At 57.4% G+C, this 26,530-nt stretch carries 18 protein-coding genes and 3 pseudogenes; 17 read left to right on the top strand and 4 right to left on the bottom strand.

Annotation, left to right across the window (positions count from 1 at the left end):
• Positions 1-85 precede the first annotated feature (85 nt).
• From ABQJ48_RS20630 to cysN, 16 genes and pseudogenes are all read left to right on the top strand, one after another.
• Positions 86-1,123, top strand: coding sequence for an N-acetylmuramoyl-L-alanine amidase (locus ABQJ48_RS20630; protein WP_367839846.1), 1,038 nt, complete (start codon positions 86-88; stop codon positions 1,121-1,123).
• Positions 1,124-1,450: 327 nt separating this feature from the next.
• The gene (locus tag ABQJ48_RS20625; protein WP_367839845.1) at positions 1,451-1,744 is read left to right on the top strand and encodes a hypothetical protein; all 294 of its coding nucleotides are present in this window, start codon (positions 1,451-1,453) and stop codon (positions 1,742-1,744) included.
• Positions 1,741-3,054 carry a capsule biosynthesis protein gene (locus tag ABQJ48_RS20620; RefSeq protein ID WP_367839844.1) on the top strand — a complete coding sequence of 438 codons (1,314 nt, stop codon included), beginning with the start codon at positions 1,741-1,743 and terminating at the stop codon, positions 3,052-3,054. Before ABQJ48_RS20625 ends, ABQJ48_RS20620 begins: the two co-directional genes overlap by 4 nt.
• A 100-nt stretch (positions 3,055-3,154) precedes the next feature.
• Positions 3,155-4,312 carry a glycosyltransferase family 4 protein gene (locus ABQJ48_RS20615; protein WP_367839843.1) on the top strand — a complete coding sequence of 386 codons (1,158 nt, stop codon included), beginning with the start codon at positions 3,155-3,157 and terminating at the stop codon, positions 4,310-4,312.
• 330 nt (positions 4,313-4,642) lie between these two features.
• Complete coding sequence (locus ABQJ48_RS20610; protein WP_367839842.1) at positions 4,643-6,700, top strand: capsular polysaccharide export protein, LipB/KpsS family; 2,058 nt, start codon at positions 4,643-4,645, stop codon at positions 6,698-6,700.
• A gap of 115 nt (positions 6,701-6,815) precedes the next feature.
• Complete coding sequence (locus ABQJ48_RS20605; protein WP_367839841.1) at positions 6,816-8,261, top strand: mannose-1-phosphate guanylyltransferase/mannose-6-phosphate isomerase; 1,446 nt, start codon at positions 6,816-6,818, stop codon at positions 8,259-8,261.
• A gap of 142 nt (positions 8,262-8,403) precedes the next feature.
• On the top strand, positions 8,404-9,573 hold the full coding sequence (locus tag ABQJ48_RS20600) for a polysaccharide biosynthesis/export family protein (protein ID WP_367839928.1): 1,170 nt from the start codon (positions 8,404-8,406) through the stop codon (positions 9,571-9,573).
• Between the two features lie 240 nt (positions 9,574-9,813).
• The gene (locus ABQJ48_RS20595) at positions 9,814-10,977 is read left to right on the top strand and encodes a sulfotransferase family 2 domain-containing protein (protein WP_367839840.1); all 1,164 of its coding nucleotides are present in this window, start codon (positions 9,814-9,816) and stop codon (positions 10,975-10,977) included.
• Between the two features lie 4 nt (positions 10,978-10,981).
• Positions 10,982-12,286 carry a glycosyltransferase family 4 protein gene (locus ABQJ48_RS20590; protein WP_367839839.1) on the top strand — a complete coding sequence of 435 codons (1,305 nt, stop codon included), beginning with the start codon at positions 10,982-10,984 and terminating at the stop codon, positions 12,284-12,286.
• A 35-nt stretch (positions 12,287-12,321) separates the two neighbouring features.
• Positions 12,322-14,535, top strand: a complete 2,214-nt coding sequence (locus ABQJ48_RS20585) for a glycosyltransferase (protein WP_367839838.1) — start codon at positions 12,322-12,324, stop codon at positions 14,533-14,535.
• Positions 14,536-14,847: 312 nt separating this feature from the next.
• The gene (locus tag ABQJ48_RS20580; RefSeq protein ID WP_473094162.1) at positions 14,848-15,999 is read left to right on the top strand and encodes a KpsE/RkpR family capsule polysaccharide export protein; all 1,152 of its coding nucleotides are present in this window, start codon (positions 14,848-14,850) and stop codon (positions 15,997-15,999) included.
• 10 nt (positions 16,000-16,009) lie between these two features.
• Positions 16,010-16,801, top strand: a complete 792-nt coding sequence (locus ABQJ48_RS20575; protein ID WP_367839837.1) for an ABC transporter permease — start codon at positions 16,010-16,012, stop codon at positions 16,799-16,801.
• Positions 16,801-17,442 (top strand): annotated as a pseudogene (locus ABQJ48_RS20570) (ABC transporter ATP-binding protein); the annotation flags it as partial. The gene ABQJ48_RS20575 and the pseudogene ABQJ48_RS20570, both read left to right, overlap by 1 nt.
• A 6-nt stretch (positions 17,443-17,448) precedes the next feature.
• Positions 17,449-18,465 carry a DUF1796 family putative cysteine peptidase gene (locus ABQJ48_RS20565; protein ID WP_367839926.1) on the top strand — a complete coding sequence of 339 codons (1,017 nt, stop codon included), beginning with the start codon at positions 17,449-17,451 and terminating at the stop codon, positions 18,463-18,465.
• Between the two features lie 51 nt (positions 18,466-18,516).
• A pseudogene (gene cysD, locus ABQJ48_RS20560) lies at positions 18,517-19,419 on the top strand (sulfate adenylyltransferase subunit CysD).
• Positions 19,419-21,327 (top strand): annotated as a pseudogene (gene cysN, locus ABQJ48_RS20555) (sulfate adenylyltransferase subunit CysN). The pseudogenes cysD and cysN overlap by 1 nt, the downstream one beginning before the upstream one ends.
• Before the next feature lie 285 nt (positions 21,328-21,612).
• On the opposite strand, the gene ABQJ48_RS20550 reads toward cysN, so the two are convergent.
• Complete coding sequence (locus tag ABQJ48_RS20550; protein WP_367839836.1) at positions 21,613-22,524, bottom strand: LysR family transcriptional regulator; 912 nt, start codon at positions 22,522-22,524, stop codon at positions 21,613-21,615.
• 119 nt (positions 22,525-22,643) lie between these two features.
• Between ABQJ48_RS20550 and ABQJ48_RS20545 the strand changes: the two genes are divergently transcribed.
• A complete protein-coding gene (locus ABQJ48_RS20545) occupies positions 22,644-23,744 on the top strand; it encodes an NAD(P)H-dependent flavin oxidoreductase (RefSeq protein WP_367839835.1) in 1,101 nt (366 codons plus the stop codon).
• A gap of 97 nt (positions 23,745-23,841) precedes the next feature.
• On the opposite strand, the gene ABQJ48_RS20540 is transcribed toward ABQJ48_RS20545, so the two are convergent.
• The 3 genes from ABQJ48_RS20540 to ABQJ48_RS20525 form a co-directional block, all read right to left on the bottom strand.
• Entirely contained in the window at positions 23,842-24,078 is a 237-nt protein-coding gene (locus tag ABQJ48_RS20540; protein WP_367839834.1) for a tautomerase family protein, read from the bottom strand.
• Between the two features lie 60 nt (positions 24,079-24,138).
• Positions 24,139-24,849: an SDR family NAD(P)-dependent oxidoreductase gene (locus ABQJ48_RS20535; RefSeq protein ID WP_367839833.1), complete on the bottom strand. Its 711-nt coding sequence runs from the start codon at positions 24,847-24,849 to the stop codon at positions 24,139-24,141.
• A 412-nt stretch (positions 24,850-25,261) separates the two neighbouring features.
• Complete coding sequence (locus tag ABQJ48_RS20525; RefSeq protein ID WP_367839832.1) at positions 25,262-26,503, bottom strand: NAD(P)/FAD-dependent oxidoreductase; 1,242 nt, start codon at positions 26,501-26,503, stop codon at positions 25,262-25,264.
• Between the last annotated feature and the right edge of the window lie 27 nt (positions 26,504-26,530).

The raw sequence follows: 26,530 nt of genomic DNA, 5'->3' as shown, positions 1-26,530 counted from the left end.
ACGAATTCTCTTCCAGGCACGGCACACTTGCCAGTGAGGGACGCTGTTTCCCCTGGCGCAGGATGCGGAAAGAAGGAACAGCAGCATGAGCAAAGAACAACGCGCATTGCAAGGTGAGGCCGTCAATCCGGAACGACGCGATTTTCTGGCGAGGACTTCGATGTGGTCAGCGGCTAGCTTTGCGTTGCCGATTGCAGGATGCGGCGGCAGTCTCGCCGACGAGATGCAGAATGCCGATTATGTGATCGATACATCGATTCAATCACCGAACCAGGACTCGCGAGTTCGCGCACTGGTGTTCCATTACACCGCGCAGACGCTGGCGGACTCCCTCGCATCGCTGACTGATTCACAGAAACAGGTAAGTTCGCACTACCTCATACCGGACACGGGCACCAGCGGTGAGCGCTTGCGCGTCTATGCGCTTGTGCCGGAACCTCGTCGCGCCTGGCATGCCGGTGTCAGCTACTGGCAGGGTGACCGGATGCTCAATGCGAGCTCGGTCGGCATCGAGGCTGTTAATCTCGGCTTTCCCTCGCAGGACGAAGATGCGCCGCTGATGAGTCGACGCTGGTATCCGTACGTGCCCGCGCAGATCGCAGTGATCGGCAAGCTCGCGGCTGATGTCGTCGCGCGTCACAAAATCCTCCCGCAAAAGGTCGTTGGGCATTCCGACATCGCGCCTGGGCGCAAGTTCGATCCGGGTCCGCTGTTTCCGTGGCAAAAGCTATACGAGCAGTACCAGGTCGGGGCTTGGCCAGAAGCGGAAGCGATAAGCTATTACCGCAGCCATCAACCATTCCACGGCGACATTGCAGAACTTCAGGCGATGTTACTTGCGTATGGTTACGACACGCCGCAAACGGGCGTGCTCGATGCGCAAACCGTCAGCGTCGTCGCAGCGTTCCAGATGCATTTCCGTCCCGCACAATACGACGGCGTACCCGATGTCGAAACTGTGGCGATCCTCAATGCGCTACTGGAAAAATATTTTGGCCGAAGTCGTTCGCAGCTACGTCAAGCGGTGCCCGGACAGTTCGGTCCGCGAGGCGAAAACGAAAAAGGCGACGACTCGTGGCCTGCTCCAGGCGCAATCAGGCAACCGGATACACCACACTTCTGAAGCACGGTGCATGCTGGCCGCCGCTTCCTGCATCCAAGCGGTCTGATTCCATTCTGCGGGCCTGCGCAGTGGCCAACCGGCGGTTGCACACCCACGGCAATCGCATATAGTGCAACGGCAGCGTCTACGCCAGTTCATGTGCCGGCGTGCCGCTACTGCGCTTTCACGTCAGACGGCCTCTTCACTATTAAAGCAGTGCTTCCATCGTTTCGTCGTGTAAAAGAAAAATTAAACGCTTTTGCGACTTGTCTGAAACCTATTCCCTAAGCTGTCGATTATAAATGCCGTTGCATATGATGCCTTTGGCGGAATATCTGGCATTTGACAATGCTTGACTACTGGCTTTTGCGTGCACAAGGTAGACTCGGTGTCCGCTTTTGCCACCGCGATCCTTTCGAGAAAAGAATCGATCAGCAGGTCATTGACGGTTGGCAGCCAGAATACTCACTTGGCGAAGCGTTTATCTGCCGATGCTTATTTCGAGATGGCTGTCGTAAGGAAAAACAACTTATTTATGCTGCACATGGCGATCATGTGCGGAATAAGAATTCGATGACGCTACGCGCGTCGGCTTGGATGTGGGGCATGAATTTCGCGGCCATTAGCAGGACGCAAGAATGATTCCGGACCTGTGGCGTAACTTTGCGGGGAAAAACGTCCTGCTATTACAAGGGCCCGTCGGACCTTTTTTCAGAAGACTATCGAAGGTTCTGAAGAAGGCGGGCGCTTGTCATGTGCATAAAGTGAATTTCAATGCGGGTGACTGGTTTTTTTACCCATTCAATGCCATCAATTATCGCGGCGATGCCGAAGCGTGGCCCGTTTTTTTCGAGAATCTGTTGGTAGATTTGCGCATTGATACCGTCATGCTTTTCGGTGATTGCCGCTATCTTCACGCAGTTGCCCGAAGCATCGCCCGCGCCAGAAAAGTTGAAACCTGGGTATTTGAGGAAGGTTATGTCCGTCCTGATTTCATAACCATGGAGCGTGACGGGACCAATGCATATTCGTCAGTACCGCGACGATCCGATTTTTATCGTGGAAGGCCCGAAGTGCCTATGCGCGAGGTGCGGCCCGTTGGCAAGACGTTCAGATACGCTGCCGGCTGGGCTGTGATGTACTACCTGGCGGCTAGTGCTGGAATGTTGCTGTTTCCTCGCTATCGCCATCATCGCTCGCTCTCGATTGCGCAAGGTTTGTTCTGGGTGGCCGCAGGTTGGCGCAAGCTGTTGTACCGCATCAAGGAAAGAAATGTCCTGAATTATCTGCGCGGGCAGAAGTCGAAACGATTTTTTCTTATGCCACTGCAGACGGAAATCGATGCGCAGATGCGGGTTCATTCGAGATTCGACTCGGTCCAGGATTTCATAGAGGAGGTGGCGGCTTCATTTTCCCGCTACGCCAGTCCAGAATATTTGCTGGTTATCAAGCATCACCCCCTTGATCGTGGCTATAACGATTATTCGAGCTTTATTAAAAAGATCGGCCTGAAGTATGGTGTGACGGGCAGGTTGATTTACATTCACGATCAGCATTTGCCAACCTTGCTCGACCACGCGGCGGGGGTGCTCGTCGTTAATAGCACCGTTGGCCTGTCGGGGATCCATCATGGTGTGCCGCTAAAGGTTTTGGGAAAGGCCATTTATGACTTTGATGGACTCACTTTCCAGGGCGAATTGACGCGCTTTTGGTACGAATCGGCAAATTTCACCCCTGACATGTCGTTGTATCACCGATTTCGAACTTTTCTGATTCAGCATACCCAGTTGAATGGAAATTTCTATTCAGGCAACGTGGCGGATATTTCCAGCGTGGCATGCAGTGGGTCGTACCGTTTTTGCGATAGTCGCCAGGATGAGCTTAGGAATTGGGGGCGGAATAACGCGCTGGTGCCTGAGCGAGCCGTCGAACAGGATTCCGCTGAAATTTAACATGTATTTACATTGGCTTATTGGGTAAACCCCTACAATTGCCGCTTGGCCAATTTGGGTGGCAACCTGATTTTGAGAGCACGGTGAAAGGGCGGGAGTCTTGCAGATTTACCTGGATATTACGAGGCTCCTGAAAGGGCGGTTTTTCGGACAGAGGCCGACTGGCATAGATCGTGTGAGTCTTGCATATGTGCGGAACTACTCGCATACAGCGCTGGCCGTTCTGTGCGTGCACGGCTTTTATATTGCGTTGTCGGCGCGAGAGTCCGCGCACGCGTTTCAGTTGCTTCTGGCTCAGGATTGTTCTCGCAACTCCGTCGCGCGGCTCATCCTCCGTTCGGTGTTGACTGTCTGGCCCCGCAGGCAATTGAAAGACGGGATCTTGCTGCACACATCTCATTCGGGTGGCGAATCCGATCGTTATTTCCGCGGGTTGCGCCGGCGAAATGTGGGTCTGGCTTTCATGGTGCATGACCTGATTCCGCTGACGCACGCGGAGTATTGCCGTGCAGGGATAGCGCAGGTGCATGAAGAGAGAGTTAGGACTGCTTTGAAATATTCGGGCGGAATCATTGCGAATTCGCAGGCAACGCTCGATTCGCTTTTGGGATACGCAAGCCGTGCGCGCCTGCCGCTTCCAAAAACGGTCGTGGCAAGACTCGCACCGGCGATGTCGCGGGGCAATGTTGCGTCGCGCCCAATTGATACGCCGTACTTCGTGATGCTCGGAACGATCGAGCCCCGCAAGAACCACTGGCTTATCCTGCACGTCTGGCGCCGCCTCGTGGAACAGTTGGGCAAAGCAGCGCCGAAACTGGTGGTGATCGGACGTCGCGGTTGGGAATGCGAGAACGTGCTCGATATGCTTGAACGCTGCACCAGTATCCAGGGCAGTGTGATCGAGGAAATGGACTGCTCCGACGAGCGATTGCATACCTGGCTGCGGCATGCGCAGGCGCTCGTATTTCCTTCGTTTGCTGAAGGCTATGGCATCCCGATCGCCGAAGCGCTTGCGGAACGCGTGCCGGTACTCGCGAGCGACCTCAGCGTATTTCGCGAGTTCGCTGGCGACATCCCCGACTACCTCGATCCGCTTGACGGTCCTGCATGGTTTGCCCGGATTCTCGCGTACGCGCGGCCCGACAGCCCTGAGCGGAAGGCACAGCTCGCTCGAATCGAACGGTTTCGCGAGCCCACGTGGGCCGAGCATTTCGAAAACGTCGACCGACTTCTAAACGCGCTAAAGAGTCCGGCGTAGTGAGCCGATGCGCTCGGTGACCAGAGTTCGCGTTGTCGGCCCCTACGTTGCTTCCCCAGCGAAGAGGGTACGGCCAGCGCATATATTTGAGGATTTACCTTGGTCGTTGACCGAACTATCGATGCGCTTGCCGATACCGCGCCGTGCGGGATCGCGGGCGCGAACGGCCGGACGATCGCGTCGCACCGGCAAACACGCTTGCGGTGCGACGGCTGCGCGATGCGTGCGCCTGCCGGTTCGGTTCGCACGCTTGGCAGTCGTTCACACAACGCGTGTGGGCGTCACTCGCCGCATCATTTGCGCACGACAACCTCGAAACATAACGCGGTCATGTCTCTTAACCCGATAACCCGGCAACCGGCCGATTGCGACGACGCCAAGAAGGCATTCGATCTGCGCGCCATTACGCGCGGATCGCGTCTTCTCAGCTGGTTCATGGGCCGATCCGACTTGCTGTGGATGGATACATGGGCGGGATATCTTTTGCTTCGCGTCGCGCGCATGGCCGGATGGCAGGCGCGTGCCGCGTGGCCAGGACCGTTTACGCCCAGGATGGTGCGCGGCGTGCCGGCGGAGTCGTGGTTCGAAATGCCGCAAGGGGCGAGGGCACCGATGACCCTGGTTGCGGCGATGAACACAGCGCTCGTCGATCAGTCCTCCGCGCAAACGAATCCCGAGGGCATTCGGCTGATGCACCGCGTTCTCGCAACGTGCTCGCGGGTCGACACGCCACGTCGTCCGTGCGCAATGACGACGTCTGCGCGTTCTGTGCGCCTGCTGCTGATCGACGAGCGTGGCTCGTCGTCGGCCGCTGGGGGGTTTTCGAGGCGTCGGCGCCGCGATGCATTCGACAGGATGGCCGCCGCCGCGCACCTGGCCTACCCGGACGCGGAGATTCTTCTTGCGCGCTCCGGTGACAGCGGATCCGGCCCGTGGTTGTCTTCGAGTTGCACAACGTTGCCGCCGAGCGTTCGACAGTTGAATGCCGAGCGTTCGCTTTGCGCCGTGTTCGGCAATGTCGACCACGTCTATACAGTCAGCGCCTCCGAAGGGATGTACGCAATGCTGGCCGGGGCTCAGGTCCATGTGTTCGGCGATCCGTACTATGCCGGCTGGGGACTCACTATCGATTATCGCGTGCTGTGCGGCCGTACTGCCCGGCCGACGCTCGCTGGCTTCTTCGAGGCGGTGTTCCTCCGATCCGCGCGCTATCTCGATCCGCTTACGCTCGCTCCTGGCAGTCTCGATTCCCTGCTTGACAGCATGGAGTTGCAGCAAGACGTTGCTCGCCGGTTCAACGATCTGCGGGAAGTTGTCGGCTGGCACTTTCAATGGTGGAAGCGGCCATTCGCCACGCCATTCCTGACGGCCGGAGGCGGCTTGCTGAGATGGACTTGCGCTCGGTCGTCGTTAAGGACCACAGAGTGCGCAGCGCTATGGGGTGCGCGAAGTTCCGACGATCTGCCACCGGGCAGTCGTCATGTTCGGATTGAAGATGGCTTCCTGCACTCGTCGGGTCTCGGTTCTGACATCGTCGCGCCATTCAGTCAGGTGATTGATCGCCGCGGCTTGTACTTCGATTCCACCCAGCCGAGCGATCTCACGACGATACTGAATGAGGCCGATTTTAGCGGCACTGAACTGGCACGCGCGGCTGCGTTACGCGAGGCAATCGTCAGGTTCGGCATCACCAAATATAACCTTGGCCGGTGCCGGCCGGCATGGAAGGCACCCGCCGGCAAAACAACGGCTTTGGTGCTGGGGCAGGTCGCGGGGGACGCTTCGTTGCGGCTTGGCAGCCGGGCAATCGCTTCATCGGAAGCTCTGCTGCGTGAAGTGCGCGCGCGACGCCCGGACGCGTTTATCGTCTACAAACCCCACCCAGATGTGCTTTCAGGCAATCGTGCAGGTCTTATCGATGCGGGACGGGTTGTGGACGTGATCGATATCGCAGCGGACCTGATCTCCCTGATTGATGCAGTGGATGAGGTACACACTATGTCATCGCTCGCGGGTTTCGACGCGCTGCTGCGCGGCAAAGAAGTCTTTACATACGGCCTGCCGTTTTACGCCGGCTGGGGACTCACACACGATGCCGCAGCACCTGTTCCGTGGCGCGAACGCACAGTCTCGCTCGATATGCTGATTGCGGGCGCATTACTTCGTTATCCGATATATTGGGATTGGAAGCTGCAACGGTATACGACGCCTGAGGCAGTAGTGCGCCGCATTGCGTCGGATGCCGGCCGTCCGCTTCGAAGCATGCAGCGTTCGACAGCAAGACCCTTTTTGAAAGGTGCACGATGGACGCGCAACGTACTGCGTCACGCTTTATGGCGGTTTAGACAGCGGATGCGTTCGAAGACCACACTGGCAACTCATATTTAACCATCTTCATTGGCAGTCCGAAAAGCTCGCGCATGCGCCACCGCAATTTTGCTCGACCACTCGTGGCTATATCGGCACGCCTTAACAATGTTTTGATGTAAGAGAGAAGTACGTGATGCATATCTATCCAGTAATTCTGTGTGGCGGAAGCGGCACCCGCCTGTGGCCGCTGTCGCGAGGCGGATATCCGAAGCAGTATCTGAAGTTGACAGGGCAGCACACCTTGCTTCAGCAAACTGCGCTTCGGCTACGCGCGCTCGACGGGGCGACGGCCCCGTTGGTCATCGCTAACAACGAACAACGATTCCTGGTTGCCGAGCAACTCAGGGAAGTCGACGTGAAGCCGTCGTCGATCGTCCTGGAGCCCGTGGGCCGTAATACCGCGCCGGCTGTCGCAGCAGCCGCGTTGCTTGCGCTGCGCGAATCGCCGGATGCGCTGCTGCTCATCGTTCCGTCGGATCACGTGATTGCAGAAGAGACGGCGTTCGCGGCGAAGGTCAACGAAGCCGCGCAGATTGCGAAAGACGGCTACATGGCGACGTTCGGGATCGAACCGACCGAAGCGCATACCGGATACGGCTACATCCGTCGCGGCGCGCGGCTCGGCAGCAGCGGCGATACTTATCGTGTGGACGCGTTCGTCGAAAAGCCGGATACCCAGAGGGCCAACGTTTTCCTCCGTGATGGTGGCTACTACTGGAACAGTGGCATGTTCATGATGAAGGCGTCGACGTATGTTGAAGAACTTGTCCGGCATGAACCGGATACGGCCCGCCTGGTCGATACGGCTTTGCATTGCGCTACGCGCGACAGCGATTTCGTGCGTCTCGATGCGGCCGCGTTCGCCGGTTGCCGCAACGTATCGATCGATTATGCGGTGATGGAGAAAACCGACCGCGCGGTCGTCGTGGCGGCGGGCGAGCTCGGCTGGAACGACATCGGCTCGTGGGACTCCGTCGCCGCGCTTTCCGCAGCCGATCCGGCCGGTAACGCGATTCTCGGCGATGTGTTTATCGATGCTGTTTCGAACTCGTACATTCGCGCGGAGCACCGTATGGTTGCGGCGGTAGGTTTGCAGGACGTCGTCATCGTCGAAACGGCAGATGCAGTGTTGGTCGCGAGCCGGGACAAGGCGCAGGATGTGAAGAAGATCGTCGAGCAACTGAATGCCGCGGGGCGGCACGAGCCGTCGACGCACCGCCGTGTCGTTCGTCCCTGGGGCGCATACGAGGGCATTGATCAAGGCGACCGATTTCAGGTGAAGCGGATTATCGTCAATCCCTCCGCTCAATTGAGCCTGCAGAAGCATCATCATCGCGCGGAACACTGGATCGTGGTCAAGGGCACGGCGTTGGTTACGAACGGCGATCAGCAAATCATGCTGAGCGAAAATCAGTCGACCTACATTCCGCTTGGCACAGTGCACCGCTTGACGAATCCGGGAAAGATTCCGCTCGAATTGATTGAAGTTCAGTCTGGAACCTATCTGGGAGAGGACGATATCGTGCGCATCGAGGATACCTACGGCCGAGCGTCAGACGATGCGGGTCGGCGTGCCTAGTATCGCCTGAACTGCCGAATTGGCCTTGCATTTGAATTTTCAGAGAGATCATTCACGTGAGATCTTATTGGTCGCATTCTTTTCAATGGCGTCCTGGCCGACAATTAAAGATTGACCGGGATCGCTGCATTTGTACCAGGTAATGCCAAATTTATCTTTCCGTTGTATTTGTGCTGGACTCGTTTGCGGACTGGCGTCGCTCTTCGGCTGCTCGAGCATCCCGACATCGGGACCCAGCAGGGCCCAAATCGCGCATGTAACGGCCACGCCGAATCAGGCCGGAATTCAGATCGTCGACGTAACGGAGACGATTGCGCGGACGCTCTATTCCAAACGGCATCACGCGGAGTTTTCTGAAGCACTCGGCGACAGTCAGGCCTTCCGGCAGCGGCTGGGCATCGGTGACACGCTTGAAGTGTCGATCTGGGAAGCGCCGCCCGCCACGCTATTCGGTGCCGGACAACTGGGGGGGAGCGGTACGACGGGCAATGAGCACGCGACCGTGCTGCCCGATCAGGTGATCGATGGAGACGGAGATATCAGCGTCCCCTTTATTGGTGCGGTTCAGGCTGCAGGGCGCACACCGACGCAATTGCAACGGGATATCGCGTCGCGACTCCGGAACATGGCGCACGAGCCGCAGGTACTCGTGAAGCTGTCGCATAACGCCACGTCCTATGTGACCGTAGTGGGCGACGTCGTCAACAGTAATCGGCTACCGTTGACGGCGCACGGCGAGCGAGTCCTGGATGCGCTGGCGGCGGCCGGCGGCGTCCGTCAGCCGATAGGCAAGATGACGATTCAGATCACGCGTGGAAATACCGTCGCATCAATGCCACTGGACCACGTGATCCGGAATCCTCGGCAGAACGTTCCACTGAATGCCGGTGATGTAGTCACCGCCTTGTTCCAGCCTGACAGCTTTATCGCGCTTGGAGCTACCGGAAAAAACGAGGAGATCGATTTCGAAGGTCAGGGCATCACGCTGGCGCAGGCACTTGCACGCGCCGGCGGGTTGCAGGATTCGCGTTCGGACGCTCAAGGCGTGTTTGTGTTCCGCCTCGAGAACGCCAATGCCTTGAACAATTGGCCGAGAACGCCGGTTCGTACCACAGCGGACGGCAAGGTGCCCGTCATATACCGGATAGATCTGCGCGATCCCAATTCCTTCATCGTCGCACAAAGTTTCATGATCGACGACAAGGATTTGCTGTACGTGTCCAATGCTCCGGTTACGGAACTGCAAAAGGTGTTGAATCTGTTCTTTTCCGTCGCGTATCCCATTGTGACGGGTGTGCAGACGTTCAAGTGAGAATTGGTTGAAGTGAATGATCGTCTCTTTAGTGGTTAGCCGCGACTGGCTAGCGCTGCATGGGCAACGCACCATCCTCTGGATCACGTGCGTTCGCGGTTTCTCTTGAGATCGATCAAATCAACTTTTATCTATAGCGACGTCCCCAACAAGATGCAAAGTCATATCAGTTCATTGACCAAGGCCATATTTGACAACCCGGGAGAGCAGAGGCGCCTTGCTGAAGTTCTCGAGCCTTGGGTGACCGAATTGCTGCAACGCGTTGTTGTTGACGTCCAGGCGGCAGAAATGACGCGCGAGCAATGTTTGATCAAGATCGCGCCCGACGTGGTGCACTCGATCTTCCATGCGTTGCTTGGCCGCGCGCCGGAGGATGAGGCTGTCGAACTGTACAGGCAGCATTTGCATGAGTTGGATGGAATCGAACAGTTGATCAAAATTGTGCTCGAATCGGAGGAATGCCGGCGTCGATTGGGGATCTTCCCGTTGGATTATCCCCATCCAGGGGCGACATATGACTTGCCCGCGATTGTATTGATACACATCCAGAAAACCGGCGGCACGTCACTGCAGAATATGTTTACCGACGTTTTTGACGATCGGCATGTCTATCGCGAGCATGCCGATACGTTGTATCGGCGGCCGCCCGGTGAGCTGGGACAGTACGATCTGTTCCTCGGCCACTTCAACTATGACTCGATTGCGTTCATACCCAAGTCCAACATTTCGCTGATTACGTTCCTGCGCAATCCTGAGGCGCGACTGTTGTCCCTGTACGGGTTTTGGCGAGCACACGAACCAGATCATCCATCGTTCCATGAAGGCATGGAGTTGGCAAATAAGTTCGATTTCGATGGCCTCGCGAATGCGGTGTTGTCAAACCCGAACCCGGACACGTGGAATCACATCGCTTGGTCGATCATGGGTGAGAGGAGCTGGACATATTGGCGCGATGTTTTGACTGACGAGTCGAGCGCAGCTGACGGCATCTCAAATGCGATCGACAGGTTTCGGCTGGCGGCTAGAGCACGGCTCAACCAATTCTTCTTCATCGGTATGCTGGAGGATTTCGACCGTTCAACGAAAATGCTTGCTGAGCTATTGCGCAAGCCAGCGCTCAAGTCCAGACACGATCACGCGGTCAGTTCGTTGATTGAAAACGAACCGTTCTTCAAAAGAATACCCGCGACTGGTGAGGACTTCTTAATCAGGAGCGATGCGATAAGGAAGTTGACACAGCTGGATGCGATTATCGTTGACGAAGCGCAGGCGCTCTATCAGGCACGCTGCGACTTGTATGAGCTGAGATTGCAGAATGACGACGGCGTGACAACACGGGATGAATCCAGCCAGGCATCGCAATCGTCGAATGCGGCGGTGTCGGCTCGTTCAGGAATTCGGTGATAACGTGACACGTATCGTTGCAATCGATGGGCATAATCTCGCGCTGCAGCAGGGAACTGGCGTGGCGACGTATGCCCGAAATCTGGCCAATAACATCGACGAAATGGGCTGGGACGTATGGACACTGTATGGTGCGCCAATCCCGCGCCGACTGCCACCGATTTTGCGCGAAATTTCCTTTTTTGATTATCTTGGTGGCGCAAGTTCGTCTAAGAACAAGTTTGCACAAACGTGTGGCTGGATCAGGCATTCACTTACCAGCCCGTTTGGATACCGAGCTGACGAGGTTCAGCTGAGCGGTCATGTCGAGACCCGCCGGTTTGTCGACAGGCTACCTCAGAGATCGACAATCTTCAACATAGAGAGTTTATTCGGAATTTCCCGCCAGTATTTCCAGAGACATAAGAAGTTTTTGGAAATACGTTTTCAGAACCCACCGGACGTGATGCATTGGACTTATCCGTTGCCGATCAGGGTCGCAGGGGTCCCCAACATCTATACTATTCACGACCTTGTTCCCCTGCGTCTTCCTTATACGACACTGGATAACAGACGTTACTACTACAGGTTGATAAAGCACTGCGTTACCACTGGAGATCACATCTGCACGGTCTCCGAGCGGTCCAGGCGCGATATAGCTGAGATGTTCGGCACTTCCGGGTCGATCATTACCAACACCTATCAGGCGGTCGATACGACGCGCGAGGTGGCTGGTAAAAGCCAACGCGAGGCCGAGCTCGAGGTACTGGGTATCTATGGTCTGGAACCAGAAAAGTATTTCCTGTTTTTTGGTGCAATTGAGCCAAAGAAAAACGTTGGCCGTTTGATCGAAGCCTTTCTTTCAACTCAGGTAAAAGCGCGTCTTGTAATTGTTGGCGCGCCGGCCTGGAAGTCTGGCGAAGAAATGAAGCTGCTTGACAGCATCGTCAAGCAACGCCGCGATCTGAAAGAACGCATTCAGATTTTTGACTATGCGCCGCGGCCTTTTCTGCTCAGTTTGATCCGCTCCGCCAAAGCCGTTGTGTTTCCGTCGCTATACGAAGGGTTCGGTCTGCCGGCGCTGGAAGCTATGCAATTAGGAACGCCCACACTGTGCTCATCAGAGGGAGCACTGCCGGAAATTGTGGGCGACGCCAGCTTGAGCGTGAATCCCTATGACGTTAAGTCGATTGCGGCCGGACTGCGCATCCTTGACGAGGACGAGGGCGTTCGTCGCGCACTGGTGGCCGCAGGCTTTGAGCGGGCCAAGCTGTTTGGGCCGGCAGCTTATCGAGGGCGGTTGCTCAGAATGTATCAGAACAGCTTCTGATGGAACGATGGATTAACTTGCGGGTTCGAGAACACATGCTAAATAAATTAATGCCTTTCCAAAACGGAAAAAAACTGATGTTTGAAAAAAAGAGAAAACTGGGTGATGAGGCGCGTGATGCACGCGCATGGGATAACGCGGTTGCCCATTACAGCGAAGCTCTGCAAATCAACCCGAACGCGGAAGGTATCTGGGTTCAGCTCGGCCATGCACAAAAAGAATTGGGCATGTTTGGCAAGGCGGAAGAAAGCTATCTTCGCGCGATCAAGTTGAATCCGCACAATGCAGATACGAGCGTGCAGCTCGGGCATCTTTTTTCAATCCGCGGCGACGCCCGAAATGCATTGAAGCGATACCGGCAAGCGGCACAGTACGGCTCGCGTGACCCGATTGCGTTGGAATGCATCGAGAAAAATCAGAGCGATGATGAACCGGAAAGTGCGATCGCGCTGTCACGCAAGCCCCAGATTTATTTCGACTACAGTGATCTTGTGCAGTATTTCCGCCATAATCGCTTTCCTACGGGCATCCAGCGTGTCCAGATCGAGCTATTCAAGGCTGCACAGGAGACAGCATCTGACGTTCCGCTGCGTGCGTGCGCGTTTCTGGAAGGCACGAACTTCTGGGCGGAAATCGATCCAATTGCGTTTAGAAGAATTTGCGATCTTTCGTCGCTTCCGGGCGATATCGACGATCCGACATGGATAACTGCTTTAAGTCAGCTAACCAGTCAGCTCGAGAAGAGCCCTTCGATTCGATTTCCGAAAGATTCGATTCTGGTGAATATTGGCACATCCTGGTGGATAAGAGATTACGGCGCCTTTGTTCGTCAAGCAAAGCTGAAATTCGGGTTGCGCTATGTTCCGTTCATACATGACCTGATTCCACTGCTGACTCCCGAGCACTGCTCGAAAGGCCTCGTTGAAGAGTTTAGAGCATGGATCAACCTCGTCACGTTACAAGCGGACTTTATTGCAGTCAATTCCAGTAGCACGCGCAACGATGTGCTTACCTATGCCAAGCAAGAATCGCCGCTTTCCTTTGACCCGGTCGTGGTGCGACTCGACGCCGAATTCGCACGGAACAAGCTAGTTCGGGAAGATGATCATGTCTTTCTCGATAATGGTCTTGAACAGGATAACTACGTACTTTTCGTTGGTACACTCGAGTCCCGCAAGAATCACGTGGGCGTCTTTCAGGCATGGAAAAAACTGATCGCCAAGCACGGCGTCGACGCCGTACCAACGCTGGTTTGCGTTGGCAAGCGTGGCTGGCTATTCGATCAGGCGAACGCGCTTCTCGAAGCGGACGCGACGCTTGCGAACAAAGTGGTATTGCTGTCCGGGATTTCTGATGACGATCTTGCGTCGCTCTACAAACGCTGTTTATTTACTGTGTATGCAAGCTTCTACGAAGGATGGGGGTTGCCTGTCACGGAAAGCCTGAGCTTTGGCAAGGCGTGTCTTACTGCAAACAATTCATCGCTGCCCGAGGCGGGGTCGCGGTTCGCCGACTACTATGACAATGCTTCGGTTCCGGAACTTGTTGCGGGTTTGGAAAAGCTGCTGTTCGACAAGGCGTACCGTGAGCGACGCGAAGCTGAGATCGCGACAGACTTTGCGACTCGCCGATGGGAAGAGGTATTGCACGACCTGATAGATGGCGTCACAGGCCATTTCTCGGCAAATTCTCATGAGTCGCAACGCGATGTCATGGCGGAAGTGAAGCCAGGCGTGCTTTACGATTTCCGCACGCGGGCCTCTACGACGAGCGGTATCGAACGTGCGATCGCGGATACGATGCGCCATGATTTGACATGGCATGCTGTCGAGACGTGGGGCGCTTGGGCCCGGAGCAAAAGTGCGAAACTGGCGTTCAAGCTTTTGCCTGACAGCGAGCCGGCTCAGGACGAACTATTGGTCTATTTGAAGCTTTGTTGTGGCCCCATGTCGACCGAAGTCAGGATCCGGCTTGCACATCACACTATCGGCGTTGTCGACTTGGCACCGCACGAGACCAGGTTCGTTCGCTTCCCAGTACGGCGCACGTGGCTTGCGGAACAGGTTGCGTCGATGGGACACGTCGTCCTAGTGTTTGATCACAGAGCGATGACCCATTTGGCCGAGTATACAGACAATCGGGACCGCCGATCTATTGGCGTCGGATTTTGTGCGTTTGGCATCTGTCATTCGAACGATTTCGCATTCCGACTGAATATACAGGAGCATCAATACATGCAGGTCCTTTAGAGAGCAGTGAAGGAATGCACAGCCACGCCCACGAGTTGGAGAACCTCTAGATCGAATCATGAACCATTGTCAAATCTGAACATCCGCTGGGAATTTTGGGCTCCTCACCAGGTCTGATCGCTATAATTTGGATGAAAGAAATCCAGTTAACTGGACTTGCATATGTGAGTTGCCTGCCCATGATCAGGCTGGTGTTCGAATATGGTCGGGGGCGATTCGCTATATAACGTGCCATCGTTCCTGCCGTTTCGCCCAATGTTGCCGTGAGGCAACCATGTTCGCTAAATAGCTAATCAAGTAGTCGGGAAATAGTTGGAAAACGGATCAAAAAAAATTGCGCTGCCGCAGACAGAAAAGCTGAACCACCTGATCGAGCTCATGAGAGGAATGAATCGGCTGTTCGTCCTCACTGTGCTCTTGCCGACAGCTATCGCGATCGTCTATTACGGCATGATCGCGTCGGGTGTTTATGTGTCGGAGTCGCGCTTTGTTGTGCGGAGTGCACAGCAGCAGCCTCAAATGAGCGTGGTCGGTGCCCTGCTGCAGGGAACCGGCTTTATTCGCGCACAAGACGATACCTATCCTGTTATCGACTACATCGAATCTCGTGACGCGCTCAAGGCGCTGAACGAAGGCAACTACCTTCGGGATGCATACTCGACACAAGGCGACATTGTCGGCCGGTTTCACGCGACGCTCGACGACAGTTTCGAAGGGTTGTGGAAGTACTATGTGAAAAACATCGTATCGGCGGATCTGGATTCCACGTCGTCAATCACAACGCTTCAGGTTCGAGCTTACACGGCGCAGGATGCGGCACAAATCAACAAAAGGCTGCTTGAGTTGAGCGAGCAGTTGATCAATCGCATGAACCGACGCGCAGCAGCCGACCAAATACAGTTTGCACAGCGCGAAGTGGATGTTGCGGCGGGAAAGGCGAAGGATGCGGCCGCTGCGCTGGCTGCGTACCGAAACTCGTCTGTAGTGTTCGACCCGGAGAAGCAGTCGGCGCTCCAACTGCAGCAGGTGACGAGCCTGCAATCCCAGATGTTTTCTGCTCAAACGCAGTTGATGCAGCTTCTGTCGATCTCGCCTCAGAACCCGCAGATTCCAGTGCTGAAGACCAGCATTGAAGAACTGCAGCGACAAATCCGGGCTGCTACTCAAGGTGTGGCGGGAGGCCGTAACTCACTCTCGCAGAAGGCAGCTGACTATGCACGGTTACAGCTTGATTCCCAGTTTGCGGACAAGCAACTGGCATCGGCTCTCGCGACACTGGAAAGCGCACGCGCGGAAGCGGAACATAAGCAGCTTTATCTGGAAAGGCTAGTCGAGCCGAATACCCCGGACGTGGCGACAGAACCGAAGCGGTTGCGTGGAATCGCGACCGTGTTCGTCATCGCACTGGTCGCATGGGCGTCAGTCAGCTTGCTGCTTGCAAGCGTGCAGGAGCACCGGGATTGAACCGATGTCAATGAAGCGCTCGTCACCACTCGGTCGCTCGGCGACAATTCAGGCTCGGGTGGTCTTTGCGTTGATCATGCGCGAGATCATCACGCGTTATGGGCGGCATAACATTGGTTTCGCGTGGCTGTTCGGCGAGCCAATGCTATTCACGGTAGGCGTCATGGCACTGTGGTCGATTCTGCGCGAAGGCGGATCGGCGCATGGAACCAACATAATGGCTTTCGCGATTACCAGCTATTCGACCGTTCTCGTCTGGCGAAATACGATCAGCCGCTGCGTCCTGGCCGTGGAACCTAATGCCAGTCTGCTTTTTCACCGGAACGTGCAGGTAATCGATATTTTTTTCGCGCGCATTGTCCTCGAGATCGCCGGGATCACGCTGTCAATGATCGTTCTGATGTTCGGCTTTGTGGCAACGGGACTGATTGCGCCTCCAGCGGACATCCTGACGATGGCGGCCGGCTGGGGGCTGCTTGCCTGGTACTCGGCCGCGATGGGGCTCTTGATTGGAGGTCTGTGCGAATACAGTGAGCTGGTCGAACGGCTATGGCACCCGATCGCCTATTTCCAACTACCCGTCTCCGGCGCATTCATGATGGCGAGCTGGCTGCCGAAACAGGCCCGGGATATCGTCATGTTCTTTCCGGTCCCTCATTGCGTGGAACTCTTCCGATTCGGATACTTCGGTACTTCTATCAAAGCGTACTATGACGTGAGCTACGTGGTGGTCATTTGCACCATTCTCACGTGGCTTGGGTTGGTCGTCGTTCGCGACATATCGTCGAAGGTAGAGTATTGATGCTCGGTCTGCACCAGGTGAGCAAGTTCTACCCTACGCGATCGGGGCGGAGCCTGATTCTGGACAAGGTCGATCTAACAATCGATCGATCGGAACATGTGGGCATTCTGGGGCGAAACGGCTCGGGTAAATCGACGCTCGTTCGCTTGATAGGTGGTTCCGAGTACCCAAGTTCAGGCGAGATAGTCAGAAACATGACAGTTTCCTGGCCGCTCGCGTTTTCCGGAGGGTTTCAGAGTAGCCTCACCGGGTTGGACAACCTCCGCTTCATTTGCCGCATATACGACACGGCTTACGACGATGCGCTTCCGTTCGTTGAAGAATTTACGGAGCTAGGATCCCATCTGCGCGAACCTGTCAGAAACTATTCGAACGGGATGCGTGCGCGACTGGCGTTCGCGATGTCGATGGCGATCGAGTTCGACTGCTTTCTCATCGATGAAGTCATTGCGGTTGGCGACGCGCGCTTCCAGGCAAAGTGCCACGAAGAGTTATTCGAGCGTCGCCGCGATCGCGCCATGCTGATGGTCTCCCATGACCCGCATATGATTCGCGATCACTGTTCACGAGCTTGCGTACTGGAAAACAATACGCTGCGTGAATTTCCGGATGTCGACTCGGCGTTTGCCTTCTATAACGAATTTATCATGCAGCCCAGACGGAGCATCGCCTCGCAGCAGGCCACATCAACCCAGCCGATCAGCCAGGCCGGCCCTCCCCAAAAGTCTTATAAAGCGATTGAGGCTGCCACTTCACTTGTACGCTCTCCTGAAAATTCCGTCCCAATGGCCGCTAATAACTGGAAAGAACAGATAATCACTGCTTTCTACCGCGTGTTGCTGGGACGGGACCCGGAGCCGGAAGGGTTGCGGCACCACATGGAGCACATGGAATTGCTCGCGCAACGTGACGGCAAAACGGCGGTCGAGCAAACATTGAAGATGTTTTTGGGCAGCGATGAGGCTAAAAATAAATCGCTCGTCTTATTTCCCGACACACTGGGCCGGTTCACGAATGATCTCGATCATATCGTCAGCCTGGGCACGCATTGTTATACCAGCGCATTCATGAAGAGATTTCATTTAAAGAAATTCTCTTCGGCATTTGACTGGACGTTTTCGAGCCCCGCAATGATAGCGCATGCAATCGATGACGACTTTGAGACGTTCCTGGACCCGCAGTACTACCTGCCCGTGCCGATAGAAGAACGTCGAGACGGTGTTGCGGTCAATCGCGTTCAGCACGAGTTTTATCGAAAGCAGTACGGCGTCAACTTCGTATTCAATCATCACGACGTTCACGAACCCGAAGATTATGCCTATTTGACACGTTGCGTCGAACGGCTACGTACCTCGCTGCGGGCCGGCGATAAAACGCTGTTTCTCCTCATTCGGCGAGAAGACGAGTCGACGTCGCGGGACTTCGAGCTGCTCCGAACCGCTCTAAAACAGGCCGCTCCGGGTACGCGGTTCATTTTTGTCGCTGTGGCCGCGCAGGTAACTGGGTCCAGGATGCCCAGCGTTAGCGTCGTCCAGCAAGATAGCTGTTCAGCTTTATACCGATTTGCTGCGTCATCGGGATGGAAGGCACTGAGCTTCGCAGATCCATTCGATGACATTTGCCTGTTCCGTACCGTTCTGAATGCAGCTGACTCACTAGGGTAACTAGTGACCAGCATCGAAATGAAGAAGCCGCACGCCTTTGAAAGATCCATTATGTGTAACTTAACCCACCTGCAGCGGCTCGAGGCGGAAAGCATTCACATCATGCGCGAGGTGGTCGCGCAGACGGAGCGGCCCGTAATGCTGTATTCAATCGGCAAGGACAGCGCCTGCATGCTGCACCTCGCGAGGAAGGCTTTCTATCCGGCACCGCCGCCTTTCCCGTTGTTGCACGTGGACACTACGTGGAAGTTCCGTGACATGTACGTGATGCGCGACCGTATGGCAGGCGAGATGGGCATGGAACTGCTCGTGCATCATAACCCCGAAGCGTGCAAGCTGCGCATCAACCCGTTCGATCACGGGTCACAGGTCCACACGGATATGTGGAAAACTCAGGGGCTAAAGCAGGCGCTCGACAAGTACGGCTTCGACGCAGCGTTTGGCGGTGCGCGTCGCGATGAGGAGAAATCGCGCGCCAAGGAACGGATCTTCTCGTTTCGTACCGCGACTCACCACTGGGACCCGAAAAACCAGCGGCCGGAGCTTTGGCGCTTGTATAACGCACGCAAGAACAAGGGCGAGTCGATTCGGGTGTTCCCGATTTCGAATTGGACCGAGCTCGACATATGGCAGTACATTCATCGCGAGAACATTCCGATCGTACCTTTGTACTTCGCGGCGAAACGTCAGGTGGTAGATCGCGACGGTATCCTGATCATGGTTGATGACGAGCGCATGCCGCTCAAGCCTGGCGAGGAGCCGACGGAGAAGATGGTGCGTTTCGGCACGCTCGGATGCTAGCCGCTCACAGGTGCGGTGGAATCCGAAGCAACGACGCTGCCTCGGATCATTCAGGATATGCTGCTGACCACGACATCAGAGCGCCATGGTCGCATGATCGACCACGACGGCGCTGCCTCCATGGAGAAGAAAAAGCAGGAGGGGTATTTCTGATGGCACACGTCGGCGACCTTATCGCCACCGATATCGATCGATACCTGAAGCAACACGAGGCCAAGAGCCTCTTGCGGTTCATCACGTGTGGCAGTGTCGACGATGGCAAGAGCACACTGATCGGAAGACTGCTATACGAGTCGAAAGTGCTGTTCGATGACCAGCTTGCGGCACTCAAAGCGGATTCCAGGAAGGTGGGTACCCGTGGCGGTGAGATCGACTATGCACTGCTGCTCGACGGTCTCGCGGCTGAACGCGAGCAAGGCATTACGATCGACGTCGCATATCGCTTTTTCTCTACCGACCGGCGAAAGTTCATTGTCGCCGATACGCCCGGCCATGAACAGTACACTCGCAACATGATCACGGGTGCTTCAACAGCGGACCTCGCGATCATCCTCATCGATGCGCGCAAGGGGGTGCTGGTGCAAACGCGACGGCACAGTTATCTCGTCTCGCTAATCGGCATCCGAAAACTTGTGCTTGCGATCAACAAGATGGATCTGGTGGACTACTCGCAGGAAGCTTTCGACGCGATCGTGCGCGAGTATGGCGAGTTCGCCACAACAATTGGAATCCAGGATGTGATGGCAATTCCGATTTCGGGTGTGAACGGGGACAACATTGTTGAAAAGAGCGCGAAGACTGCATGGTATGCCGGCCCGACGCTGATGCATCACCTCGAGACGGTGGAGGTCGACGAAGAACATCTTCGAAAGCAGCCATTTCGCTTGCCTGTGCAATGGGTGAACCGGCCGAATCCTGACTTTCGCGGGTTCGCCGGAACTATCGCGGCCGGTACGGTGCGAGTGGGTGATCGTGTCAGCGTGCAGCCGGCCGGCCGCCAAAGCACAGTCGTAGGTATTGTCACCGCCGACGGGGAACTCGAAGAGGCGATGGCTAACGAGTCCGTGACGCTGACGCTGGCGGATGAAGTGGATATTTTCACGTGGCGACGTGATCTGCGCTGCGCAAGAGCCTGCGCGGACCACTGATCGTATCGAAGCGACTGTCGTGTGGATGAGCGACCCGCCGATGCTGCGCCGACGTAACTACCTGTTGAAAATCGGTGCCAAGACGGTCATCGCCACTTTGCTGACGCTCAAGTACAAGGTCAACATCAATACGCTGGAACACGTGGCGAGCGACACGCTTGGCGTCAATGAGATCGGCGTGGCCGAATTGGAACTGGACCGTACCATTGCCTTCGATCCCTACGCGCAAAACCGCGACACGGGTGGCTTTATCCTGATAGACCGGCTGACCAACAATACCGTGGCGATGGGGCTGGTGCGATTCGCGCCGCGCCGCGAGTCAAATGTTCTCTGGCAGGCGCTGGATGTCAGCAAGGGAGCGCGGCGTGTGCTCAATGGGCATCAAAGCGGGGTCGTGTGGCTGACGGGTCTGTCCGGAGCGGGCAAGTCCACGATCGCGAACCTGCTGGAAAAGCGCCTGTATGCAATGGGTAAACGCACGTATCTGCTCGATGGCGACAACCTGCGGCATGGCTTGAACAGGGACCTTGGCTTCACGGCCGAAGAACGCGTCGAGAATATCCGGCGCGTGGCTGAAGTAGCGAAGCTGATGGCTGATGCAGGTTTGATCGTGATCACAGCGTTCATCTCGCCGTTTCACGCCGAGCGGTCCGCGGCACGCGAGCTGATGGAACCGGGCGAGTTTATCGAGGTATTCGTCGATACACCGCTTGAAGTGGCCGAGCAGCGAGATCCGAAGGGGCTTTACAGGAAGGCGCGCCGCGGTGAACTGAAGAACTTCACCGGTATCGATTCACCTTATGAAGTGCCGCAGAATCCTGATATCCGCGTCGATACGACGCGCGTTTCACCCGAGACAGCGGTGGAACAAATCTACGACAGCCTGATAAGCCGCGGATTTCTCGACGTCTAGCTGCTGGAACGGCGAACAGATTAGCGTCTGCGCTTCACAGTGGCGCCGCCGCCGTCAACTGCACACAGACATCATGCGCGAGAGCGGCAACTACTCCTTGCGATCCATTCCGGCCGACACCGAATAGCCGAAATCGCCGTCGAGCCAACAGACCTCGCCACGGCGCTCTGCGGACAGCGTGCCGATGCGACTACCGGACCCCGGACCCTTTTGCCGCTGCATCAGGGCAACCCGTGGCGCGGCGCGCGTTGGCCGCGCGAGCTTCTCGCCCGCCACGCCATGGCACTACGACCCAAGTTTTTCCATCAAAAAGTCCACAAAGCTGCGTACGCGCGACGAGAGATGCCGGGCATGCGGATACAGCAGCACGAAGGGCCGTGAACAACCGCCATAGGGTTTCAGCAATTCTTTAAGTGTGCCGTCCGCAATGTCTTTGTCGACGATAAAGCGGTACGTCTGGAAAATCCCCGCGCCGTGGCGCGCCAGGGTCACACCGGAGAGCACGTCGCCCGAAGCCGCGCAACCGCCGCGCGTCATCACCTGCGCTTCCTCGCCATTCTCCTTGAACAGCCACGGCAAGTTGCGGCCGTTGCTCGGCAACGCGTACTGGATGCAGTCGTGATGGACCAGGTCGTCGGGCGTCTTCAATGTGGCCGCTCCGCGCAGATAGGCGGGCGACGCGACCACCACCAGTTCGGCATCCTCGATCTTTCGCGCGATCAGGCCCGAATCGCCGGGCGCACGTCCGCGAATGGCCAGGTCGAAGCCTTCTTCCGCGAAGTCGATGTTGCGATTGCTCAGGTGTGCTTCGACGGTCACGCCCGGGTAGCGGGCACGAAACTGCGCGAGTAGCGGCAGCACCCGGTAGTGGCCATACGGCGTCGGCATGCTGATGCGCAACACGCCGGCCGGCGCGCTCTGCTGTCCCGTTGCTTCACGCTCGGCGTCCGCAAGCTGGTTGAGCGCTTGCCGGCATTGTTCGAAGTAGCGTCGTCCCGCATCCGTGAGCCGGATCTGTCGCGTTGTCCGCACGAACAGGCGTACGCCCAGGCGCGTCTCCAGACGCGCGACCGAGCGGCTGACCGCAGCCGGCGTAACGCTCGCGGCGGTCGCGGCGAGCGTGAAACTCTCGAGTTCGGCGGCGAGACAAAACAGTTCGATACTGCCGAGGAGCACGTCCTCAAATTGACGCTGCATGTTTTTTCTGATGTCCTGTCTGATCGCGTTGTTTGCAGCGCGCTTGCCCCTGTGTGCAATCGCGTGCTGCGCACACCAACTCACGACTATAGTCTAGTGAGCATCGACAGGGGATAGACATGATCAGCCAGAAGGACAATCGTGGTTTGCTGCAAATACTGGGTATCGAGAAGCCGATCGTGCAGGCGCCGATGGCCGGCGTCAGCACGCCGGCGTTGGCTGCGGCCGTCTCGAACGCGGGCGGCCTCGGCTCGCTTGGCGTCGGCGCGATGAACGCCGAAGGCGCGCGCAAGGTCATCGGACAGACGCGCGCGCTAACGGCTAAACCGTTCAACATCAACGTTTTTTGCCATCGACCGGCTCAAGCGGACGAGCTTGTCGAGCGCCAATGGCTGACATGGCTTGCGCCGTATTTCGAAGAATACGGCGCCACGCCGCCCGCATCACTGTCGGAGATCTACACGAGCTTCGTGGTGGACGCCGCAATGCTGCAGGTCTTTATCGAGGAAAAGCCGGCGATCGTGAGCTTCCATTTTGGTTTGCCTGGCGCCGATGTGATCGCCCAACTGAAGAACGCGGGCATCACGTTGCTCGCGAGCGTAACCAACCTCGATGAAGCTGCGCAGGTTGTAGCGGCGGGAGTCGATGCGATCGTCGCGCAAGGTATCGAGGCCGGCGGGCATCGCGGCGTCTTCGATCCGGATGCCGTCGATGACGGTTTGGGCGTGTTTGCGCTGACGCGTCTGCTAGTCAGCGAATTCGATCTGCCGGTGATCGCTGCGGGCGGCATCATGGACGGCGCCGGGATCGCGGCGGCCCTTGCGTTGGGTGCTCAGGCGGCACAGCTCGGCACTGCTTTCGTTGCGTGCCCGGAGACGTCGATCGATGACGGGTATCGTCGAGCGATTCTCGCGGACTCGGCTCGCCGGACCACGTTTACCGCCGCAATTTCCGGGCGGATTGCACGAAGCATGGTGAACCGCTTCACTGCACTCGGCAGCGACCCCCGCGCGCCGAAACCGCCGGCTTATCCGATTGCATACGATGCGGGCAAGGCGCTTCATGCTGCCGCAAAAGCCACGGGCGAGTTCGGCTATGGCGCGCAGTGGGCGGGACAGGCGGCCGCGCTGGCGAGATCGCTGCCAGCGGCCGAGCTGGTTGCCGAGCTGGAGCGCGAACTGAAAGAGAGTATTGGGCAACTGCAGCGGGTCACCGACTAGCGGCCATCGTAGTGACGAGGGCGCAAGCAACACAGTCAGCTTTCCCGAGATTGCGCCCCTCGTCGTTCGAACAGGGACCATCCCGCCAGTGTGACGGCTAATCTGCCTTCAGGCTGCGCTGTGTGCGATACGCCTCGACCGGCAATCCGCCCCAGCCCCAGTTCTCCGTGTCCACTTCCTGAATGACGACAAACGTCGCTTCGAGCGGCTTGTTCAGCACATCGAGCAGCAGCTGACTCGCGCCTTTGATGAGCGCGGCTTTTTCGTCGGCAGTGACGCTGTGGTTGCCGGGCTTGCTGCCTTCGCGGGTTACCTGAATGGTGACGATGGGCATGCGAACCTCCCTATAGCTGAGTTGACTTGCGGGGCGCCAGGTTGCAGCGCCCCGCTCCGATTAGTGGCCGGCGCTTTGGCCGCCGTCGACGTGCAGGATTTCGCCGGTGACGAACGGCGCGCCATCCAGATACAGCACAGCGCCGACCACATCGCTCATTTCACCCATGTGACCGATGGGATGCAGTGAGTCGAGCGCCGCGTGCGTTTCTTTCGGGTGCATTGGCGATTTGATGACGCCCGGTGAAACGGCATTGGCGCGAATACCCTTGTGCGCGTATTCGATTGCGAGGGACTTCGTGGCCGCGTTCAGACCGCCCTTGGTCAGCGAAGCCAGTACCGACGGTACGCCATTAATGGCGTGATCGGTAAGACTGGTTGTGATGCTGACCACGTGACCGCTCGCATTCTTTTCCATCTCGGCGATGGCCAACTGGGTAATGTGGAAGAAGCCCGAGAGGTTCACCCCAGTGATGGCTGCATAGTCTTGCGGGGTATAGCCGGTAAAGGGCTTGGCGACGAAGATGCCGGCGTTGTTCACCAGCGTGTCGATGCGGCCGAAGCGTTCGAGGGCTGCGGCGATCACGCGTTGCGCGGTGGCCGGGTCGGCGATATCGCCGGCCACGGTCACGAGGTTGGCATCGTCCGACGGTTTGATCGACCGCGCAGTGGCGACGACGCGATAGTCGAGCTTGCGAAATGCGGTGACCAGTTCCGCGCCAATGCCTTGCGATGCGCCGGTAACAACCACAACCTTGGATGATGTGCTCATGATTGAATCTCCAGATGTACTGTTTGGGATCAGATGCTGATCGGGCCACGGGCTCCGATGGGTATGAAATCTAGGCGCATTGGCCAGAAACTCGAATACCCGCTGTGGACAAACAGTCGTGCGTGGCAGGTACAAATGCCCGCGGGCCCGTGCTGGCAGTGCACGCAGCGATGGTTCGCGATCTACCGGATATTCACCGCGATCCGTTCGACCGGCTTCCTGTGCCGCAAGCTGTGTCGGAACCGTTGCGTGTGTTGACTGCGGACGGTCATCTGTCCAGGTACATGGATCGGGTTGTCACCGTTCAGGAAAACGGGAACGGCGTGATGGGAATGGAATCAATGGTTTTTTCCGCGACAGCGTCGAGTGGATGGAGCCCAAAGCAGCCGCCGCTCCATCGACAACCGTCCACTTATCGGAATCGCTCGGGACGAAACGGACGCATATCGATGAACGGCTCAGCACCCGTCATCATTTCCGCCAGCAAACGTCCGGTGACCGGGCCGAGCGTCAAGCCGTGATGGTTGTGCCCGAACGCGAACCAGAGCCCGCGATGGCGGGGCGCCCGTCCGATGACGGGCCGCATGTCGGGCGTACACGGACGCCGCCCGAGCCACGGCGTCTCGTCGAGCCGCTCGCCCAGGCCGAATAGCGCTTTGGCGATGCGTTCAGCGCGCTCGAGTTGAACCGGAGAGGGCGCGGCATCACGGTTCGCCATCTCGACGCCGGTGGTCAGCCGCAAGCCGGCTTGCATCGGCGCGACCACGTAGCCTTTTTCCGTGTCGACCACCGGCACGGAGAGGACCGCCCCGGTTGGCCGATAGTGCATGTGATAGCCCCGCTTCGCACGCAGCGGAATGCGATAGCCGAGCGGCTCGAACACCGTATCGGACCACGGCCCGAGCGCCACCACCACTTCCTTCGCGCTGATTGCTCCGGCGCTCGTCTGTACGGTCCACACGTCGCCTTGCGCGCGCAGCGTGGCGGCGTCTCCGGTCAGCACGGCGCCGCCGTTCTCTTCGAACAGGCCTGCATAGCCCTTCGTCAACGCGCCGGGGTCCGAAATGCTCTTCGGGTCGTGCCAGTGCAATGCGCCGCAAAAGCCCGCGCCGATACCGGGTTCTTTCGCGCGCAACGCCGTCGCGTCCAAAGGCGTGACGCGCAGGCCGTAATCGCGTACCGCCGCTTGCGCCGCCGCCGCTTGCTCGTCCAACTCACTGCGCGTGCGATATGCCTCGATCCAGCCGCCGTCGTGCGAGAGGCGTTCCAGGCCGGCGCGCGCGATCAGCACATCGTGTTCAGCGACGCTTTGCCGGATCAACGGCAACATGTCGCGCGCGGCCATTGCGAGGCGCTTGGGGGACGATTCCCACCAGAAGCGCCCCAGCCATCCGGCGAACGCGGGCAATGCGCGGTAATCCCAGTAGAGGTCGGTCGATTGATTGCGCGCATAGCGCAGCAGCGTGCCGAGCCGGCGCGGAAAGCCGTACGGCACGATCGACGAACTCTCGATCAGGCCGGCGTTGCCGAAACTGGTTTCCTCGCCGGGCCCGCGCCGATCGACCAGCGCGACGCGTCGTCCGCGATCCTGCAAATGCAGCGCGGACGACACGCCGACAATGCCGGCACCCAAAACGATTACGTCGAAATCCATAGACTGGCTCTGCCTCGCACACCGGTT

The organism is Paraburkholderia suaedae, assembly GCF_040812055.1.
Taxonomy (GTDB): Bacteria; Pseudomonadota; Gammaproteobacteria; order Burkholderiales; family Burkholderiaceae; genus Paraburkholderia.
Note: the sequence above shows the minus strand (reverse complement) of the source record. Positions and strands in the feature narration are given on the sequence as shown.

What these genes read in the sequence shown, in the direction of transcription:
- ABQJ48_RS20630 (WP_367839846.1), top strand. Translation starts at nt 86, where the DNA reads ATGAGCAAAGAACAACGCGCATTGCAAGGTGAGGCCGTCAATCCGGAA.
- ABQJ48_RS20625 (WP_367839845.1), top strand. Translation starts at nt 1,451, where the DNA reads ATGCTTGACTACTGGCTTTTGCGTGCACAAGGTAGACTCGGTGTCCGC.
- ABQJ48_RS20620 (WP_367839844.1), top strand. Translation starts at nt 1,741, where the DNA reads ATGATTCCGGACCTGTGGCGTAACTTTGCGGGGAAAAACGTCCTGCTA.
- ABQJ48_RS20610 (WP_367839842.1), top strand. Translation starts at nt 4,643, where the DNA reads ATGTCTCTTAACCCGATAACCCGGCAACCGGCCGATTGCGACGACGCC.
- ABQJ48_RS20605 (WP_367839841.1), top strand. Translation starts at nt 6,816, where the DNA reads ATGCATATCTATCCAGTAATTCTGTGTGGCGGAAGCGGCACCCGCCTG.
- ABQJ48_RS20600 (WP_367839928.1), top strand. Translation starts at nt 8,404, where the DNA reads ATGCCAAATTTATCTTTCCGTTGTATTTGTGCTGGACTCGTTTGCGGA.
- ABQJ48_RS20585 (WP_367839838.1), top strand. Translation starts at nt 12,322, where the DNA reads ATGCTAAATAAATTAATGCCTTTCCAAAACGGAAAAAAACTGATGTTT.
- ABQJ48_RS20575 (WP_367839837.1), top strand. Translation starts at nt 16,010, where the DNA reads ATGAAGCGCTCGTCACCACTCGGTCGCTCGGCGACAATTCAGGCTCGG.
- ABQJ48_RS20565 (WP_367839926.1), top strand. Translation starts at nt 17,449, where the DNA reads ATGCAGCCCAGACGGAGCATCGCCTCGCAGCAGGCCACATCAACCCAG.
- ABQJ48_RS20550 (WP_367839836.1), bottom strand. Translation starts at nt 22,524, where the DNA reads ATGCAGCGTCAATTTGAGGACGTGCTCCTCGGCAGTATCGAACTGTTT.
- ABQJ48_RS20545 (WP_367839835.1), top strand. Translation starts at nt 22,644, where the DNA reads ATGATCAGCCAGAAGGACAATCGTGGTTTGCTGCAAATACTGGGTATC.
- ABQJ48_RS20540 (WP_367839834.1), bottom strand. Translation starts at nt 24,078, where the DNA reads ATGCCCATCGTCACCATTCAGGTAACCCGCGAAGGCAGCAAGCCCGGC.
- ABQJ48_RS20535 (WP_367839833.1), bottom strand. Translation starts at nt 24,849, where the DNA reads ATGAGCACATCATCCAAGGTTGTGGTTGTTACCGGCGCATCGCAAGGC.
- ABQJ48_RS20525 (WP_367839832.1), bottom strand. Translation starts at nt 26,503, where the DNA reads ATGGATTTCGACGTAATCGTTTTGGGTGCCGGCATTGTCGGCGTGTCG.